This window comes from Mycolicibacter nonchromogenicus (assembly GCF_002101775.1).
Taxonomy (GTDB): Bacteria; Actinomycetota; Actinomycetes; order Mycobacteriales; family Mycobacteriaceae; genus Mycobacterium; species Mycobacterium nonchromogenicum.
Genome location: NZ_LQPI01000058.1, coordinates 1 through 16,368, shown reverse-complemented (window position 1 = coordinate 16,368; position 16,368 = coordinate 1). Strand labels below are relative to the sequence as shown.

The 16,368-nt window shown below is 67.7% G+C and carries 15 protein-coding genes and 1 tRNA gene; 7 read left to right on the top strand and 9 right to left on the bottom strand.

Features of this window, described 5'->3' with window-relative positions; genetic code table 11:
- Positions 1–156: 156 nt before the first annotated feature.
- The 6 genes from AWC18_RS15840 to AWC18_RS15815 all read right to left on the bottom strand — a co-directional run bounded on the left by AWC18_RS15840 (position 157) and on the right by AWC18_RS15815 (position 7,987).
- Entirely contained in the window at positions 157–1,317 is a 1,161-nt protein-coding gene (locus tag AWC18_RS15840) for an acyl-CoA dehydrogenase family protein (RefSeq protein ID WP_064998871.1), read from the bottom strand.
- Entirely contained in the window at positions 1,314–3,299 is a 1,986-nt protein-coding gene (locus AWC18_RS15835) for an acetyl/propionyl/methylcrotonyl-CoA carboxylase subunit alpha (protein ID WP_085139342.1), read from the bottom strand. The genes AWC18_RS15840 and AWC18_RS15835 overlap by 4 nt, the downstream gene beginning before the upstream one ends.
- A 17-nt stretch (positions 3,300–3,316) precedes the next feature.
- A complete protein-coding gene (locus AWC18_RS15830; RefSeq protein WP_085139340.1) occupies positions 3,317–4,888 on the bottom strand; it encodes a carboxyl transferase domain-containing protein in 1,572 nt (523 codons plus the stop codon).
- Positions 4,885–5,526, bottom strand: a complete 642-nt coding sequence (locus tag AWC18_RS15825) for a 3-oxoacid CoA-transferase subunit B (RefSeq protein ID WP_064998873.1) — start codon at positions 5,524–5,526, stop codon at positions 4,885–4,887. The genes AWC18_RS15830 and AWC18_RS15825 overlap by 4 nt, the downstream gene beginning before the upstream one ends.
- Positions 5,523–6,272, bottom strand: a complete 750-nt coding sequence (locus AWC18_RS15820) for a CoA transferase subunit A (RefSeq protein ID WP_064998882.1) — start codon at positions 6,270–6,272, stop codon at positions 5,523–5,525. The genes AWC18_RS15825 and AWC18_RS15820 overlap by 4 nt, the downstream gene beginning before the upstream one ends.
- 74 nt (positions 6,273–6,346) lie before the next feature.
- Positions 6,347–7,987 (bottom strand): AMP-binding protein, encoded by a 1,641-nt coding sequence (locus tag AWC18_RS15815; protein ID WP_064998883.1) that lies wholly within the window; start codon positions 7,985–7,987, stop codon positions 6,347–6,349.
- A gap of 104 nt (positions 7,988–8,091) precedes the next feature.
- Here AWC18_RS15815 and AWC18_RS15810 point away from each other — a divergent pair, with 104 nt between their 5' ends.
- A complete protein-coding gene (locus AWC18_RS15810; RefSeq protein WP_064998874.1) occupies positions 8,092–8,733 on the top strand; it encodes an SACE_7040 family transcriptional regulator in 642 nt (213 codons plus the stop codon).
- A 66-nt stretch (positions 8,734–8,799) separates the two neighbouring features.
- Entirely contained in the window at positions 8,800–9,564 is a 765-nt protein-coding gene (locus AWC18_RS15805; protein WP_109470428.1) for an MmpS family transport accessory protein, read from the top strand.
- Between the two features lie 12 nt (positions 9,565–9,576).
- On the opposite strand, the gene AWC18_RS15800 is transcribed toward AWC18_RS15805, so the two are convergent.
- Entirely contained in the window at positions 9,577–10,887 is a 1,311-nt protein-coding gene (locus AWC18_RS15800) for an MFS transporter (RefSeq protein ID WP_085139339.1), read from the bottom strand.
- 23 nt (positions 10,888–10,910) lie between these two features.
- On the opposite strand from AWC18_RS15800, the gene cmrA reads away from it, so the two are divergent.
- A complete protein-coding gene (cmrA, locus tag AWC18_RS15795; RefSeq protein ID WP_085139338.1) occupies positions 10,911–11,717 on the top strand; it encodes a mycolate reductase in 807 nt (268 codons plus the stop codon).
- A 132-nt stretch (positions 11,718–11,849) separates the two neighbouring features.
- On the opposite strand, the gene AWC18_RS15790 is transcribed toward cmrA, so the two are convergent.
- The gene (locus tag AWC18_RS15790; protein ID WP_085139337.1) at positions 11,850–13,418 is read right to left on the bottom strand and encodes a helicase HerA-like domain-containing protein; all 1,569 of its coding nucleotides are present in this window, start codon (positions 13,416–13,418) and stop codon (positions 11,850–11,852) included.
- A 75-nt stretch (positions 13,419–13,493) separates the two neighbouring features.
- Here AWC18_RS15790 and orn point away from each other — a divergent pair, with 75 nt between their 5' ends.
- Positions 13,494–14,150: an oligoribonuclease gene (orn, locus tag AWC18_RS15785; protein WP_082961188.1), complete on the top strand. Its 657-nt coding sequence runs from the start codon at positions 13,494–13,496 to the stop codon at positions 14,148–14,150.
- Positions 14,151–14,185: 35 nt separating this feature from the next.
- A tRNA-His gene (locus AWC18_RS15780) sits at positions 14,186–14,258 on the top strand.
- A 92-nt stretch (positions 14,259–14,350) separates the two neighbouring features.
- Here the strand turns inward: AWC18_RS15780 and AWC18_RS15775 are convergent.
- A complete protein-coding gene (locus tag AWC18_RS15775) occupies positions 14,351–14,707 on the bottom strand; it encodes a hypothetical protein (RefSeq protein WP_085139336.1) in 357 nt (118 codons plus the stop codon).
- 141 nt (positions 14,708–14,848) lie between these two features.
- On the opposite strand from AWC18_RS15775, the gene AWC18_RS15770 reads away from it, so the two are divergent.
- A complete protein-coding gene (locus AWC18_RS15770; protein WP_109560108.1) occupies positions 14,849–15,985 on the top strand; it encodes a PE-PPE domain-containing protein in 1,137 nt (378 codons plus the stop codon).
- 173 nt (positions 15,986–16,158) lie between these two features.
- The coding region (locus tag AWC18_RS15765; protein WP_208858381.1) for a hypothetical protein at positions 16,159–16,368 on the top strand (210 nt) is incomplete at its 3' end.

Below are 16,368 nucleotides of genomic sequence, written 5' to 3'. Positions count from 1 at the left end.
AGACATGACCCCCGCCGCCGTGTCCCCCGCCATGACCCCCGCCGAGCCGGAATTCTGCGACGCGACACGCCGCGGCGGCGTCGCCAGATTCCGGCTCGCGGGGAGTTGCGGCGCGGGGAGTTGCGGCGCGGGGGGTTGCGGCGCGGGGCGTCATCGTCACAGGCCCAACGACCGTGCGATCAGCATCAGCTGCACCTCGGTGGTGCCCTCGCCGATCTCGAGGATCTTGCTGTCCCGGTAATGGCGGGCCACCGGGTATTCGTTGATGAAGCCGTAGCCGCCGTGGATCTGCGTGGCGTCACGGGCATTGTCCATCGCCGCCTCCGAGGAGATCATCTTGGCGATCGCCGCCTCCTTCTTGAACGGCTTGCCCGCCAACATCTTCGCGGCGGCGTCGTAGTAGGCGGTACGGGCGACGTGGGCACGTGCCTCCATCCGCGCGATCTTGAAGCTGATCGCCTGGTAGGAGCCGATGGTCTGGCCGAAGGCCTCACGCTCGCCGGCGTACTTGACGCTTTCGTCGACGCAGCCCTGCGCCACCCCGGTGGCGACCGCGGCGATCGCGATGCGCCCCTCGTCGAGGATGGACAGGAAGTTGGCGTAGCCCCGCCCCTCTTCCCCGAGCAGGTTGGCCTGGGGCACACGCGCGTCGGCGAAGGTCAGCGGGTGGGTGTCCGAGGCATTCCAGCCGACCTTGTTGTAGGCCGGTTCCACGGTGAATCCCGGCGTGCCGGACGGCACGATGATGGTGGAGATCTCCTTCTTGCCATCAGGACGGGTACCGGTGACCGCGGTGACCGTCACCAGTGAGGTGATGTCGGTGCCGGAGTTGGTGATGAACTGCTTGGTGCCGTTGATGACCCACTCATCGCCGTCTCGGCGAGCGGTGGTCCGGGTGCCGCCGGCGTCAGAGCCGGCACCGGGCTCGGTCAGGCCGAACCCCGCCAGGGTGCGACCGGCCACCAGGTCCGGCAGCCAGGTCTGCTTCTGCTCCTCGGAGCCGAACCGGTAGATCGGCATAGCCCCCAGGCCGACGCCGGCTTCCAGGGTCATCGCCACCGACTGGTCGACCTTGCCGAGCTCCTCCAACGCGAGCGCCAGGGCAAAGTAGTCACCACCCATGCCGCCGTACTCCTCGGGGAACGGCAGGCCGAACAGCCCCATCTCCCCCATCTTGGCGACGACTTCGTAGGGGAAGCTGTGCTCCTCGTCGTGCTTGGCCGCCACCGGCGCGACGACGGTGCGGGCGAACTCGGCGACGGTGTCGCGCAGGTCCTGATAGTGGCTCGGCAGGGTTCCCGCCTCAGTCGTGGTCATTTCGCTTCCTCAGTCTCTTCCTCCGGGATCAGCCGCGCCAGCACCTGATCCACCTTCACTTGATCGCCCACCGCCACCAATACCTGCACCCGACCGGAAATCGGGGCAGTCAGGGTGTGCTCCATCTTCATCGCTTCCACCACGACCACCGGATCACCTTCGGCAACAGTCGATTCCGACTCTGCGGCGACAGCGATCACAGTGCCCGGCATGGGGCTGGCGATTTCTGCGCTGCGGGCGCCGCCGCCGCGATGCACGCGCACCACTTCAGCCTCCCGCACATGCCAGCTTCCGCGCTCGTCGCAGATCCACAGCTGACCGTCGTTTTCGGCGAACAGGTAGCGGCGCTGCCGACCGGCCACGGTCGCGACCAGCTGATCGCCTTCGACATAAGCGCTGGCGCTCTGGATCTCGCCGTCACCGATCTGCACCTGCGCCGCATCGGGCAGGCCCCACACCGACACCGTCTCGGTGCGCAGCGGGGTGTGCATCTCGGTGCGCACCGGTGCCGGCGCCCCGATGCGCCATCCGCTCGGCGCCGCCCACACATCGATGCGAGCGAGCTGGGCCAGCTCCCACTGGCGGTACAGGCCGGCGGCGGCCAACACGTCGTCGGGGGCGGGCACCGGCGTGAAATCGCCCGACCGGGCGTCCAACAGTTCGGTGTCCAGATCACCGGCGACCACTCGCGCATCGGCCAGCAGGAACCGCAGGAACTCGACGTTGGTCTGCACCCCGAACACCGCCGTGCCGGCCAGCGCCGCATCCAGGCGCGCCAATGCCTGCGCCCGGTCGGAGCCGTGCGCGATCACTTTGGACAGCATCGGGTCGTAGTCGCTGCCGACCACGGTGCCGTCCTGCAACGACGAGTCCACCCGCACCCCCGGGCGGGTGGGTTCGTGCACCGCGAGCACGCGTCCACCGGTGGGCAGGAAGCCGCGGGCCGGGTCTTCGGCATACACCCGGGCTTCCACGGCGTGGCCGGTGAAGGTGATGTCGTCCTGGGTGAAGGACAGCTTCTCCCCGGCGGCCACCCGCAGCTGCCACTCGACGAGATCCAGGCCGGTGATCGCTTCGGTGACGGGGTGTTCCACCTGCAGCCGGGTGTTCATCTCCATGAAGAAGAACTCATCCGGGCGATCCGCGGAGACAATGAATTCCACGGTGCCGGCGCCGACGTAGTCCACGCTGCGGGCGGTGTTGCAGGCCGCCTTTCCGATGCGGTCGCGGGTGGCGGCGTCCAGCAGCGGTGACGGCGCTTCCTCGATCACCTTTTGGTGGCGGCGCTGCAGGCTGCATTCGCGTTCGCCGAGGTGCACCACGTTGCCTTGGGTGTCGGCGAGCACCTGGACCTCGATGTGGCGGGGCCGCAGCACGAAGCGTTCCAGAAACAGGGTGTCGTCGCCGAACGCCGAGGCTGCCTCGCGCCGTGCGGTGGCCAGCGCCGCGCGCAGCGCGGCGGGCTCTTGCACCAGGTGCATGCCCTTGCCGCCGCCGCCGGCCGACGGCTTGATCAGCACCGGGTAGCCGACCTCGTCCGCCGCGGCCACCAGCTCGTCGTCGGACAGACCGGGCTGGGCGATACCCGGCACCACCGGCACCTCGAAGGCGGTGACGGTGTTCTTCGCTGAGATCTTGTCGCCCATCACCTCGATGGCCCGGGCCGGCGGCCCGATGAAGACCACTCCTGCGGCCTCGCAGGCGGCCGCGAATCCGGCGTTCTCGGAAAGGAATCCGTACCCGGGGTGAATGGCCTGGGCGCCGGTGGCCGCGGCGGCCTCGAGCACCTTGGGTATCGACAGGTAGCTCTCGGCCACTGATGCCGGCCCCAGGCGCACCGCGGTGTCGGCTTCGCGCACATGGCGCGCGTCGGCGTCGGCGTCGCTGTAGACGGCTACCGATCGGATGCCCATCCGGCGCAGCGTGCGGATCACCCGCACCGCGATCTCGCCGCGATTGGCTATCAGGACGGTATGGAACATGGCTGAACTCATCTGGATCACATCCGGAATACGCCGTAGGAGACCGGGTCCAACGGCGCGTTCGAGCAGACCGAAAGCGCCAGGCCCAGCACTGTTCTGGTGTCAGCCGGGTCGATGATCCCGTCGTCCCACAACCGCGCGGTCGAGTAGTACGGGTTGCCCTGCACCTCGTACTGCTCACGGATCGGAGCCTTGAAGGCTTCCTCGTCGGCCGCCGACCACGGTTTGCCGGCGGCGTCGAGTTGATCGCTGCGCACGGTGGCCAGCACCGACGCGGCCTGCTCGCCGCCCATCACCGAGATCCGGGCGTTGGGCCACATCCACAGGAACCGCGGCGAGTACGCCCGGCCGCACATGGAGTAATTGCCCGCGCCGTAGGACCCGCCGATCACGACCGTCAGCTTGGGCACCCGCGCGCAGGCCACCGCGGTGACCATCTTGGCACCGTGTTTGGCGATGCCCCCGGCTTCGTAGTCGCGGCCGACCATGAACCCGGCGATGTTCTGCAGGAATACCAAGGGGATCGAGCGTTTGTCACACAGTTCGATGAAGTGCGCCCCCTTGACGGCGGATTCGCCGAACAACACCCCGTTGTTGGCGATGATCCCGACCGGGTGACCGTGGATGCGCGCGAATGCCGTCACCAGGGTCTTGCCGTACTCGGCCTTGAACTCGCTGAACTCGCTGCCGTCGACGAGCCGGACGATCACCTGGCGTACGTCGTAGGGCACCCGGGGATCCGGCGGAACCACGTCGTAGATCTCGGCGGGGTCATGCCGGGGCTCGACGGGTTCGCTGATCTCCCAGGGGCTCTCGGACCGGGGACCGAAGGTGGCCGCGATCTGACGCACGATGCGCAGCGCATGCTCGTCGTCGTCGGCCAGGTAGTCGGTGACCCCGGAGATGCGGGAGTGCAGGTCGCCTCCGCCGAGTTCTTCGGCGGTCACCACTTCGCCGGTGGCGGCCTTCACCAGCGGCGGCCCGCCCAGGAAGATGGTGCCCTGTTCGCGGACAATGACGGCCTCATCGCTCATCGCCGGGACGTAGGCACCACCCGCGGTGCAGGAACCGAGCACCGCGGCGATCTGCGGGATGCCCGCAGCACTCATGGTGGCCTGGTTGTAGAAGATGCGGCCGAAGTGCTCGCGGTCGGGGAATACCTCGTCCTGTCGGGGCAGGAAGGCTCCCCCGGAGTCCACCAGGTACAGGCAGGGCAGCCGATTGCCCAGTGCCACCTCTTGGGCTCGCAGGTGTTTTTTGACCGTCACCGGGTAGTAGGTGCCGCCTTTGACGGTGGCGTCATTGGCGACGATCACGCATTCCCGGCCGGACACTCGGCCGATGCCGGTGATGATCCCCGCCCCGGGGCATTCGTCGTCGTACATCCCGTCGGCGGCCAGCGGCGCCAATTCGAGAAAGGGGCTGCCGGGGTCCAGCAGCCGGTCAACCCGGTCGCGGGGCAACAGTTTTCCGCGTGACACGTGGCGTTGCCGGGACTGCTCGCTGCCGCCGAGGGCGGCCGTCGCCAACTTGGTTTTGAGTTCAGCGACCAGGCGACGGTGCTCGTCAGCGAATACCGGTGCCGTCATGACAGAGCCGAAACGTCCAGCGGAGCTTCGGTTTTCGCAACAACCTCGTCCACGGTGACGCCGGGGGCGGTTTCGACCAGCACCAGGCCGTCGTCGGTGACGTCGATGACGGCCAGGTCGGTGATGATCCGGTTGACGCAGCGGGCACCGGTGAGCGGCAGCGTGCACTGCTTGACGATCTTGGCGCTGCCGTCTTTGGCGGCGTGTTCCATCATCACGATCACCCGGCGCGCTCCGTGCACCAGGTCCATCGCCCCGCCCATGCCTTTGATCATCTTGCCCGGGATCATCCAGTTGGCCAGGTCGCCGGCGGCTGAAACCTGCATGGCGCCAAGGACCGCCACGTCGAGGTGCCCGCCGCGAATGACCCCGAACGAGGCCGACGACGAGAAGAAGGACGCCCCGGGCAGCGTGGTCACCGTCTCTTTGCCGGCGTTGATCAGGTCGGCGTCGAGGTCTTCGCGCCGCGGGTAGGGGCCGACGCCGAGGATCCCGTTCTCCGAGTGCAGCACCACGCTGACACCGTCGGGGATGTGGTTGGGAATCAAGGTGGGCAGTCCGATGCCCAGATTGACGTACTGTCCATCGCGCAGCTCGGCGGCCACCCGTGCGGCCAACTCGTCTCTGGTGAGGGTCATGACGCGCGCACCGTCTCCCGCTCGATTCGCTTGATCGGATTGGGTACGTGCACCACCCGGTGCACGAACACGCCCTGGGTATGCACCTGGGCGGGTGGGATCTCGCCGGGCTCGACCAGGTGCTCGACCTCGGCGATGGTGATCCGGCCCGCCGCAGCGCAGTCCGGGTTGAAGTTGGCCGCGGCCTCGCGATAGACCAGGTTGCCGTGCCGGTCACCCTTCCAGGCGTGCACGAGCGCGAAGTCGGTGCGGATCGCCCGCTCCAGGACATAGGTTCGGCCGTCGAACTCCCGGGTCTCTTTCGGCGGCGAAGCCACCGCCACCCCGCCGGCGCCGTCGTAGCGCCACGGCAGACCACCGTCGGCAACCTGGGTGCCCACGCCGGTGGGCGTGTAGAACGCCGGGATGCCGGCGCCGCCGGCGCGCAGCCGTTCGGCGAGGGTGCCCTGCGGGGTCAGCTCCACCTCGAGTTCACCGGACAGGAACTGCCGAGCGAATTCCTTGTTCTCGCCCACATAGGAGCTGACGGTGCGACGGATGCGCTTGTGTTCCAACAGCACCCCCAGCCCGACGCCGTCGACACCGCAGTTGTTGGAAACGGTCTCCAGATTGGTGACCCCGAGCTGCAGCAGGGCCTCGATCAACGCCTCCGGGATGCCGCACAGGCCGAAGCCGCCTACCGCCAGTGACGCGCCGTCGGTCACGTCGGCCACGGCCTCTGCCGCCGTCGCCACGACCTTGTCTATCGCCACCCGCGCCTCCTCATTTCAGTTAATATCCATTAACTGATGCCAGAGAATACCATTCTCGGGCGGCCCTGTCAGCCGCCGCCCAGATGCTCGGCCGCCTGTCGGCGCATCTCGTCCTTGCGGACCTTGCCGGTGACCGTCATCGGGAACTCGTCCACGACCCGCAGGTACCGCGGCACCTTGAAGTGCGCGAGCCGGCCGGCGCAGAACTCCCGCAGCTGCTCGACCGTCAGTGGCGGAGCACCGTCGCGCATCATCACCACCGCCATCAACTCCTCGCCGTAGGTTGCGTCTGGCACGCCGATCACCTGGGCGTCGCGAATGTCGGGATGAGTGTGCAGGAATTCCTCGATCTCGCGCGGGTAGATGTTCTCCCCGCCGCGGATCACCATGTCTTTGATCCGCCCGGTGATACGCAGATAGCCGTCGCCGTCCATCACGGCCAGATCGCCGGTGTGCATCCAGCCGCCCGCGTCGATGGCCGTCGCCGTCTTGTCCGGGTCATTCCAGTAACCGCTCATCACCGAGTAGCCCCGGGTGCACAGCTCGCCGACCTGCCCTCGCGGCACCGTCGCCCCGGTGTCCGGGTCGGTCAGTTTGATCTCCAGGTGCGGACCGACCCGCCCGACCGTCTCAACGCGCTGCGCCAGTGAGTCCTCAGCGCGCGTCTGGGTCGACACCGGCGAGGTCTCGGTCATGCCGTAGCAGATAGCGATTCCGGCCATGTGCATGTCATCGATGACCCGGCGCATCACCTCAGCCGGGCAGGGTGATCCCGCCATGATCCCGGTGCGCAGGCTGGCCAGGTCGTAGTCCCCGAAGTCGGGCAGGCCGAGTTCGGCGATGAACATCGTGGGCACCCCATAGAGGCTGGTGCACGCCTCCTGCTGCACGGTCCGCAACGTCGCCGCCGGATCGAAGCCCGGGCCCGGCAAGACGATGGCGGCGCCGTGACTGGTGGCCGCCAGATTGCCCATCACCAGACCGAAGCAGTGATACAGCGGCACGGGAAGGCAGACCCGATCTGCTGCGGTGTAGCCCAGCAACTCGCCCACCAGGTAGCCGTTGTTGAGGATGTTGCGGTGGCTCAGCGTCGCGCCTTTGGGATAACCCGTTGTGCCCGAGGTGTATTGGATGTTGATCGGATCCTGGGCATGCAGTGTCGCGGCCACCCGAGCCAGTGCCTCAGAATCGATCGGCGTGCCGGCCAGCTCCTGCCACCGGGGGCTGCCGATGAACACCACCTCGCGGAGATCAGGGCAGTCGGGAGCCACCTCCCGCAGCAGCCCCACGTAGTCGGAAGTCTTGAATCGCGCAGCCGAGATGACCATCGCGGCGCCGGACTGCTTGAGCGCGTACGCCAATTCGTGTGAGCGGTACGCCGGGTTGACGTTGACCAAGATCGCGCCTATCTCGGCAGCGGCGTATTGGGTCAGTACCCATTCGGCGCAGTTGGGCGCCCAGATCCCGACCCGGTCCCCGGTGCTGATTCCGGCCTGCAGCAAGCCCGTTGCCAGTCGGCGCACATCAGCCAGGAGTTCGGCGTAGCTCCAGCGCCGACCCGACGGAACGTCAACCAGCGCATCGCGATCCGGGAACGCGAGCGCGCTCGCCGCGAGGTTGGCGCCGATCGTCGTCTCCAACAGGGCGGGCTGGGCCTCGCCGCGCGCGTAGGACAGTTCGTCCTGCGCCACGGGTACCGCAGTTGCCATCGGCGCCTCCACCGGTGCCGCCCGAAGCCGGATGTGCTCTGCGGCGACGGGTGTTACGTTAGTGGCCATTAACTCCAGATGTCCACGATCAAAGCGGAGGCGTGATGGCGGCGTCCACCTCGGCCGACGCAGCGGGCAACGACGAGCCGGGCAACCGGCGCAGCCGGCTGAAGTCCGACCGGCGCAGCCAGCTGCTCGCCGCCGCGGAACGCCTTTTCGCCCAAAGCGGCTACCCCGCGGTGCGGTTGGAGGACATCGGCGCCGCCGCAGGAGTCAGCGGCCCGGCCATCTACCGGCACTTTCCCAACAAGGAAGCCCTACTGGTTGAGTTGCTGGTCGGCATCAGTACCCGATTGCTCGCCGGGGCGCGCGATGTCGAGGCGCGTGGGAACAGTCCGCAGGAGATCCTGGACGGCCTGGTCGACTTTCATCTTGACTTCGCCCTCAGCGAGCCGGATCTGATCCGGATCCAAGACCGTGACCTGGCGCATCTTCCGGCCGCCGCACAGCGTCAGGTACGCAGCGCCCAGCGCCAGTACGTCGAGGTGTGGGTGAGCGTGTTGCGCGGACTGCGCAGCGGGCTGGCCGAGGCCGATGCGCGGTTGATGGCCCACGCCGCCTTCGGGTTGCTGAACTCGACGCCGCACAGCATGAAGCCGACCGGCGCCAAGTCGGTCGGCCCGGAGCGCTCGCGAGCGGTGTTGCGGGCAATGACGATCAGCGCACTCGGCTCAGCCGGAATTTAGGTCCGGCGCGCCGACGTCCCGGCCCCAGACGCCCGGCGCAGGTACCCTGCAAGCCATGAGGTGGGCATGACCGATCCGTATCGACCGGAGGGCTCTGATCAGCCGTGGCAGCGTGGCGGCGCATCCGAACCGACCTCCGGCTATCCGCCCTACGTAGACCCGGCCTACGCCGGGCAACTCCCGACGTACCCACCCGGCTATCCGCCGCAGGCTCCCCACCCGACCGAGCAGTTGCCGCGGCAGCCCTGGGAGCCGCCCCCGTCCCCGCCGGGCGGCCCGGCGGGTGGTGGCCAGGGCGGTCCACCTGAGCCTCCGCGGTTTCCGAACTGGCTGTTTCTGGTAGCCGGTGCCGCGGTTCTGCTGGTGGTCGGCATGGTGATCGCCCTGGTGATCGCCAATGGCTCGCAGCGTAATTCGGCCACCGTCCCGCCGATGACCCCGTTGCCGACCGCCCCGAGCACCCCGGTTCCCACGCGGGTGCCCACCACCACTCCGTCGCCGTCGAGGACGCCGGAGCCCAGCACCACGACCACGCCGCCACCGACGACCTCGACCACCGCCGGCGTGCCCGAGACGATCGTCTACAGCGTCAGCGGGACCGGTAAGGCGTTGAGCATCGCCTACATCGATACCGGCGGCATACTGCAGACCGAGTTCAATGTGAGCCTGCCGTGGAGCAAACAGGTGACGTTGACGCCACCGGCGACGAGGGCTGCGGCGGTCACGGTGGTCAATTTCGGCGAGCAGATCACCTGCTCGTTGTCGGTGGACGGCGCCCAGGTCCGTCAGCGCACCGGTTCGATTCTCACGGTGTGCGCGGCAGCCGGCTGAGTTTGACGGTGGTCACGTCCTGCTGACCCGCACGGGCAGCAGCGCCAGCAGGCCCAGCAACAGGACGGTGCACAGCCCGCCCATTCCCGCCCGGTCGGTGCCGAACACGTCGACGAAGACCGAGAACAGCCAGGGCGCCAGGAACGACACGGCCCGACCGGTCATCGTGTAGAGGCCGAACGCCACCCCTTCGAACCCATCGCGGCCCTGTTGGGCCATCCGCAGCAGCAGGGTGCGCGCCGAGGACTGGGTGGGCCCGATGAACAGACACAATGCCAGCCCACAGGCCCAGAACGCCCCCGGGCCCGAGAGCGTCATCAATGTGGTGCCGGCGGCGATCATCACCACCAGCGAGACCACGATGACGGTCTTGGAGCCGATCCGGTCGTCGAGCAGTCCCCCGGCGATAGCCCCGAGGGCGGCCACCACGCTGGCGGCCACCCCGAAGATCAGCACGTCGCCGGACGAGATGCCGTAGACGTTGACCCCGATCACCGCGCCGAACGCGAACACCCCGGCCAGCCCGTCACGGAAGATCGCGCTGGCCACCAGGTAGAAGACCAGGTTGCGGTCTCGGTGCCACTCGGCACTGAGGTCTCGCCACAGCTGGCGGTAGCCGCCGAAGAAGCCGAGCCGCGGGGCAGGCGCCGCGCGTTCGCCGGCCAGGCGGTGCGCGGTCAGCAGCAACGGCAGGGCGAACACCGTCAGCCAGGCCGCGGCCAGCAGCATCGCGACCCGAACGTGGTGTCCGCCTTCGGTGGACAGGCCGAGCAGGCCGCGGGTGGGACCGCTGCCGGCGATGCAGCCCACATAGACCAGCAACAGCAGCACCACGCTGCCGCCGTAACCGGCCGCCCAGCCGAAGCCGGAGATCCGGCCGGAGTTCTGCGGGGTCGACAACTGCCGCAGCATGGCGTTGTAAGGCACGCTGGCCAGATCGCCGCACGCAGCGGTCAGGGCCAACAGCAGCAGTCCCGGAGCCAAGTAGGCGGGCTCGTCACGGATCAGGCTCATCGAGGCCGTCAGCACCGCCGCGGTCCCGGTCAGCACCGCCAGCGTCACGCGACGGCGGTGCGGGGCAGCCACCCAGACCCCGATCACCGGCGCGACCGCGGCCACCGTCAGCCCGGACAGGGCCAGCGTGCGGCCCAGCCAGCTGGCCGGGGACACCTCTCCGGGCAGGTCTCGACCCACACTGCTGGTCAGATACACCGAGAAGACGAAGGTCACCACGATTGCACTGACACCGGCCGCACCGGTGTCCCACAGGGCCCACGCCACGATCCGGGAACGTCCCGGCTTGTCCACCACCGGTTCGCCCATGACTGGCACTCTACGATTGCCCCATGCCAATTCCTGCTCCCAGCCCAGATGCCCGCGCTGTCGTCACCGGCGCGTCCCAGGGAATCGGTGAAGCGCTGGCCACCGAGCTGGCCGCCCGCGGACACGCCCTGATCATCACCGCGCGTCGCGAAGACGTGCTCAACGAGGTGGCGGCGCGGCTGCGGGACAAGTATCAGGTAGCGGTCGAGGTCCGCGCGGTCGACCTGGCCGACCCGCCCGCCCGCGACGCGTTCTGCGCCGAGTTGGCCGAGCGGGAGATCTCGATCTTGTGCGCCAACGCCGGAACCGCGACGTTCGGACCGATCTCCGGCCTGGACCCGGCGGGCGAGAAGGCCCAGGTGCAGCTGAACGCCGTGGCGGTGCACGACCTGGTCCTGGCGGTGCTGCCCGGCATGCTCGAGCGCCGCGCCGGCGGCATCTTGATCTCCGGTTCGGCGGCGGGCAACTCACCGATCCCCAACAACGCCACCTACGCCGCGACCAAGGCGTTCGCCAACACGTTCAGTGAGTCGCTGCGCGGCGAACTGCTCAAATCGGGGGTGCACGTGACGTTGCTGGCGCCTGGGCCGGTGCGCGCCGAGATGCCCGACGCCGGCGAGGCCTCGTTGGTGGACCGACTGATCCCTGACTTCTTGTGGATCTCCACCCAGCACACCGCGAAGCTGTCACTGGATGCGCTGGCGCGCAACAAGATGCGCGTGGTGCCCGGGATCACCTCCAAGGCCATGTCGATGGCCAGCGGCTACGCGCCGCGCGCCATCGTCACGCCGATCGTGGGGGCGGTCTACAAGAAACTCGGCGGGGGCTAAAGGCTCAGTGGCGCCGGGGCGCCCGGTTCCGGGGCGCCGAGTCGGAATCTCACGACGCGATACGGGCGTGTCGCGTCGTGAGATTCCGGCTCGCGGCCGAGGCACGCCCGCGGGAGCGGCCCGGCCCGAGCGTCAACGCTTACGCCGGCCGGTCCCCATGGCGCCGCGGGTGATCTGACCGACCACCGCGGTGGTGACGGCACGAGTCACCTGCTTGCCCTCCCGGGTGGACAGGAAGTGGGCGAGCCAGCGGCCGAACCGCGTCCACCAACGCACTTTCGGTGGCGGCGGCACACCGTCGTATCCCTTGGCATCGGACGGCGGCGCACTGCCCTCCCCCGACGCGAGCTTGCCGGACAACATCTCATAGGCCGACTCGCGATCCACCGTCTGGCTGTAGACGGCGTGCAGCGGGCTGGCGGTGGCGGCGGCGGTGATCGCCGCGTTGCCGACGGAGCCCATGAACGATCGCGGTGCCCGCAGTCGCGTCCAGGCGACCGGGGTCGGGGCGCCCCGCTCAGACAAGACGGTGACGATCGCCTCGCCGATCCCCAGCGATGTCAGCGCCGACTCCAGGTCGTACACCTTGGTTTTGGGGTAGGTGCGCACCGTCTTGCTCAGAGCCGCCTGGTCGTCGGGGGTGAATGCACGCAGCGCATGCTGGATCCGTGCGCCCAGCTGGGACAGCACGGTGTTGGGCACATCGGTGGGCAGCTGGGTGCAGAAGAACACCCCGACGCCCTTGGAGCGGATCAGCTTGACGGTCTGCTCGACCTGCTGCAGGAACGCCTTTGAGGCGCCGGCGAACAGCAGATGCGCCTCGTCGAAGAAGAACACCAGCTTGGGCTTGTCGATGTCGCCGACCTCGGGAAGCAGCGTGAACAGGTCGGCGAGCACCCACATCAAGAAGGTGGAGAACAACACCGGCCGGGCCGCTTGATCACCCAGTTCCAGCAGCGAGATGACGCCGCGGCCCTGGCTGTCGGTGCGCAGCAGGTCTTCCGGTTTGAGTTCCGGCTCACCGAAGAAGGTGTCGCCGCCTTCGGCCTCCAGATTGACCAGGGCCCGCAGGATCACCCCCGCGGTCTGCGCCGACACCCCACCAAGGCTCTTCAGTTGAGGTTTGCCGGCATCGCTGGTCAAAAACGTGATGACCGAACGCAAATCCTTCAGGTCCAGCAGCAGGTAGCCGTTCTGGTCCGCCCAGTGGAAGATCAGCCCGAGAGTGGACTCCTGGGTGCTGTTGAGCCCCAACACCTTCGACAACAGGATGGGTCCGAAGCTGGAGATGGTGGCGCGTACCGGGATTCCCAGACCGCCGGTGCCCAGCGACAGGAACTCCACCGGGAAAGCCGTCGGCGCCCAGTCGTCGCCGGTTTCGGCGGCACGTTGGGTGATCTTGGCGCCGGCCTCGCCCGCGCGCGACAGCCCGGACAGGTCGCCCTTGACGTCGGCCATAAGCACCGGGACGCCGGCGGCGGACAGCTGCTCGGCGAGCACCTGCAACGTCTTGGTCTTGCCAGTGCCGGTGGCCCCGGCCACCAGGCCATGGCGGTTGATCGTGGCTAAGGGAATGCGGACCTGCGCTGCGGCGTCTGCGATGTCGTCGACGACCACCGTGCCCAATTCGAGGGCCTGGCCGTCTGCGACGTAGCCCGCCGCGATTTGCTGCGCGGCGTTCGCCGCCGACTCGGGACTCACAGGTCACGACACTACTTGGCCGGTCGGGACCGCTGTGCGGCTATGCCTGGGGCATACGGCTAACGTTGGCTAACTGTGAGTGCTGCACGCGACGAACTTGTCTGGATCGACTGTGAGATGACCGGCCTGGATCTGGGCTCGGACAAGCTCATCGAGATCGCTGTCCTGGTCACCGATGGCGAGCTGAACATCCTGGGCGACGGTATTGACGTGGTGATCCACGCCGACGACGCGGACCTGGATGCGATGAGCCCCGTGGTGACCGATATGCACACCCGATCTGGGCTGATTGACGAGGTCAGAGCGTCGACGGTCGACCTGGCCACCGCCGAGGCGATGGTGCTCGACTACATCCGCACCCACGTCAAACAGGCCAAGACGGCGCCGCTGGCGGGTAACTCGATCGGCACCGATCGCGGTTTCCTGGCCCGCGACATGGCCGCTCTCAACGACTACCTGCACTACCGAATGATCGACGTCAGCTCGATCAAGGAGCTGTGCCGTCGGTGGTATCCGCGGATCTACTTCGGCCAGCCGGAGAAGGGCCTGGCGCACCGCGCCCTGGCCGACATCCACGAATCCATCCGGGAATTGAAGTACTACCGGCGCACCGCGTTCGTCGCCCCGCCCGGGCCGTCTACCAGCGACATTGCTGCGATCGCCGCGGAGCTGGGGCCGCCGGTGAACGCGTCCGACGATCTCGATTCGGTCGCTGAGCGCCCAAGCGGTTAGTATCGACGACGCTGCTTGCAAGTCGGGCAGCAATGGTGGCTGTAGTTCAGTTGGTAGAGCACCAGGTTGTGATCCTGGGTGTCGCGGGTTCGAGTCCCGTCAGCCACCCCGATGCGAAAGACCGCTTCTGACAAAGTTCAGAGGCGGTTTTTCCGTTTTGCCGAGACGGTGCCTCAGGAGGCCGATGCGCCCCCGTCGTGCTACCCCTGACTCAAACCCGGCCGGTAGTCGGCCGCCTGCGCCTCAGCGTCAAGCAACGCCCCCAGCTCGCCCGCCTGCTGCGCCACGAAGACACCGATCACCTGCCGGCACACCTCCGGCACGCTCACCCCGCGCGCATCGGCAACTCGCTTCAGCCCGAACAGCATTGACGTAGTCACGTGGAACTGCACGGCGTATTGACCACACGAACCATCTTCGGGCAGTGGCCCCGGACCCACCACCACCAGTTCCTCCACCACGTACTCGTCCATCTCAGCACGCCGGGCCCTCTCAAGAGCACCGCCGGCAGCGCCGTCGGCCGGGTCACGTAACTCCTCATGGCTGAACAAACCCATTCCGCCACGCTAGACCCCCGCTCGCGTCCCTCCCGGGCCTTATGGCGTTGACGACCCCGCCCGCATCACCGATATTGAAACCAGCAAACTCGGCCACTGGGCAAACGGCAGCGTCGCGGACGCTGCAGGGAGGAACGTCCGATGTGGTCCGCGTCTATCCCCCACCGAATCCTGATTCTCGGAACCGCCGCCGCCGTCGCCGCGGGACTGACGGTCATGCCTGTGACGACCAGCGTCGGCCCGCACACAGCCGATGTACGACTGACCGGCAGCGAGGCCGTCGGTTCCCCGCTCGGGGGCGGCACCGCCCTGATCTTGGGCCCCTCCGGCGTGCCGACACCGCCCCAGAGCTACGCCGACCTGGCCGACGAGCTCTACCTGCAACCGCATGGCTTCACCGGCGACCTGGAGATCCTGACCACACCCGAACGGCTCTTTTTCAACAGGGCCGAGTCGCGGATCGAAGGTGCCCAGATCCTGACGTCGGCGATCACCCAGCAGATCGCCGGCGGGCAGGTCAGTGCGGAGAATCCGGTAGTGGTGTTCGGATACTCGCAAAGCGCCGGGTTCTCCGGCATGACCATGGAGCAGTTGCAGGACCAAGGCGTGTCCAGCGACCTGGTGCGGTTCATGTTGGTGGGCAATGCCTTTGCCCCCACCGGCGGGATCTGGACCTCTCTGGGGTTGTATCCGCCGACACCCGACAATCTGTATCCCAGCGACGTTTACACCTTGGAGTACGACGGCTTCGCCAGCTTTCCCCGCTACCCGCTCAACCTGCTTTCCAGTCTCAACGCCTTCATGGGGATCTTCACCCAACATCTGGCGTATCTGAATCTCGATGCCGACCAGATCAACAATGCGGTGCTGCTACCGGGCTCCGCGGATCTCACCGGTGAGAGCCTGACGAACTACTACATGATCCCGGCGCAGACCCTGCCGCTGCTGTCACCTCTGCTGCTCTTACCGGTGATCGGAGAGCCTCTTTATGACCTCCTTGAGCCGGTGACGCGAATCCTGGTCAACTTGGGCTACGGCAACATCTCCGACGGCTGGTACCCGGGACCGGCGAATGAACCTGCTCCCCTCGGCCTGTTCCCCACCGACCTGGACTGGTCTGCCGTCCAGCAAGCACTCATCGACGGCGTCCAGCAAGGTTTTCAGAACGCGATCAGCGGCCTATTCCAGCCCTGGTCGGACCTCATGCCGCTGGCCGAGGCCACCCCGTTTGATTTCGCCGATGTGGTGTCGGCAATCACGGCCGCGTTCGCAGGTTAGTGATGTAGCAAACACTTGAGGGTCGCGTTCAAGAGGACCGCCGACGGCCATAACGCTGACCTGGTCCGACTGCCGCACGCCCGCGATTGCCCAACCACCGGTCCGCTTCTCAGGGCGCGGCTTGCCGCGTGCCGAGTTGATGTCGAGATAACGTTTTGGTTACGGTCCCTTGCGTGCTCACGCAAGGACTGGAAGATCTGCGCCTGAAATCCTCGGTTCTGGCCGCGACAACCGTGTTGCCGGCCGCCGTGTTCTTGGCCGGCGGTGTCGGCGCCGAGCCGGGAGACACCGACGAACCACTCCCCCCGGCCGCCGCCGAGGCGCCGCCGCCCGAAGACCTGCCCCCGCCTCTTCCGGAAGATGCGCTGCCCCCGCCCGAGGAC

Coding starts and splice junctions, on each gene's coding strand:
- AWC18_RS15775 (WP_085139336.1), bottom strand. CDS start 14,707: ATGGGTTTGTTCAGCCATGAGGAGTTACGTGACCCGGCCGACGGCGCT.
- cmrA (WP_085139338.1), top strand. CDS start 10,911: ATGCCAATTCCTGCTCCCAGCCCAGATGCCCGCGCTGTCGTCACCGGC.
- AWC18_RS15840 (WP_064998871.1), bottom strand. CDS start 1,317: ATGACCACGACTGAGGCGGGAACCCTGCCGAGCCACTATCAGGACCTG.
- AWC18_RS15815 (WP_064998883.1), bottom strand. CDS start 7,987: ATGGCAACTGCGGTACCCGTGGCGCAGGACGAACTGTCCTACGCGCGC.
- AWC18_RS15805 (WP_109470428.1), top strand. CDS start 8,800: ATGACCGATCCGTATCGACCGGAGGGCTCTGATCAGCCGTGGCAGCGT.
- AWC18_RS15825 (WP_064998873.1), bottom strand. CDS start 5,526: ATGACCCTCACCAGAGACGAGTTGGCCGCACGGGTGGCCGCCGAGCTG.
- AWC18_RS15800 (WP_085139339.1), bottom strand. CDS start 10,887: ATGGGCGAACCGGTGGTGGACAAGCCGGGACGTTCCCGGATCGTGGCG.
- AWC18_RS15830 (WP_085139340.1), bottom strand. CDS start 4,888: ATGACGGCACCGGTATTCGCTGACGAGCACCGTCGCCTGGTCGCTGAA.
- AWC18_RS15770 (WP_109560108.1), top strand. CDS start 14,849: ATGTGGTCCGCGTCTATCCCCCACCGAATCCTGATTCTCGGAACCGCC.
- AWC18_RS15835 (WP_085139342.1), bottom strand. CDS start 3,299: ATGTTCCATACCGTCCTGATAGCCAATCGCGGCGAGATCGCGGTGCGG.
- AWC18_RS15810 (WP_064998874.1), top strand. CDS start 8,092: ATGGCGGCGTCCACCTCGGCCGACGCAGCGGGCAACGACGAGCCGGGC.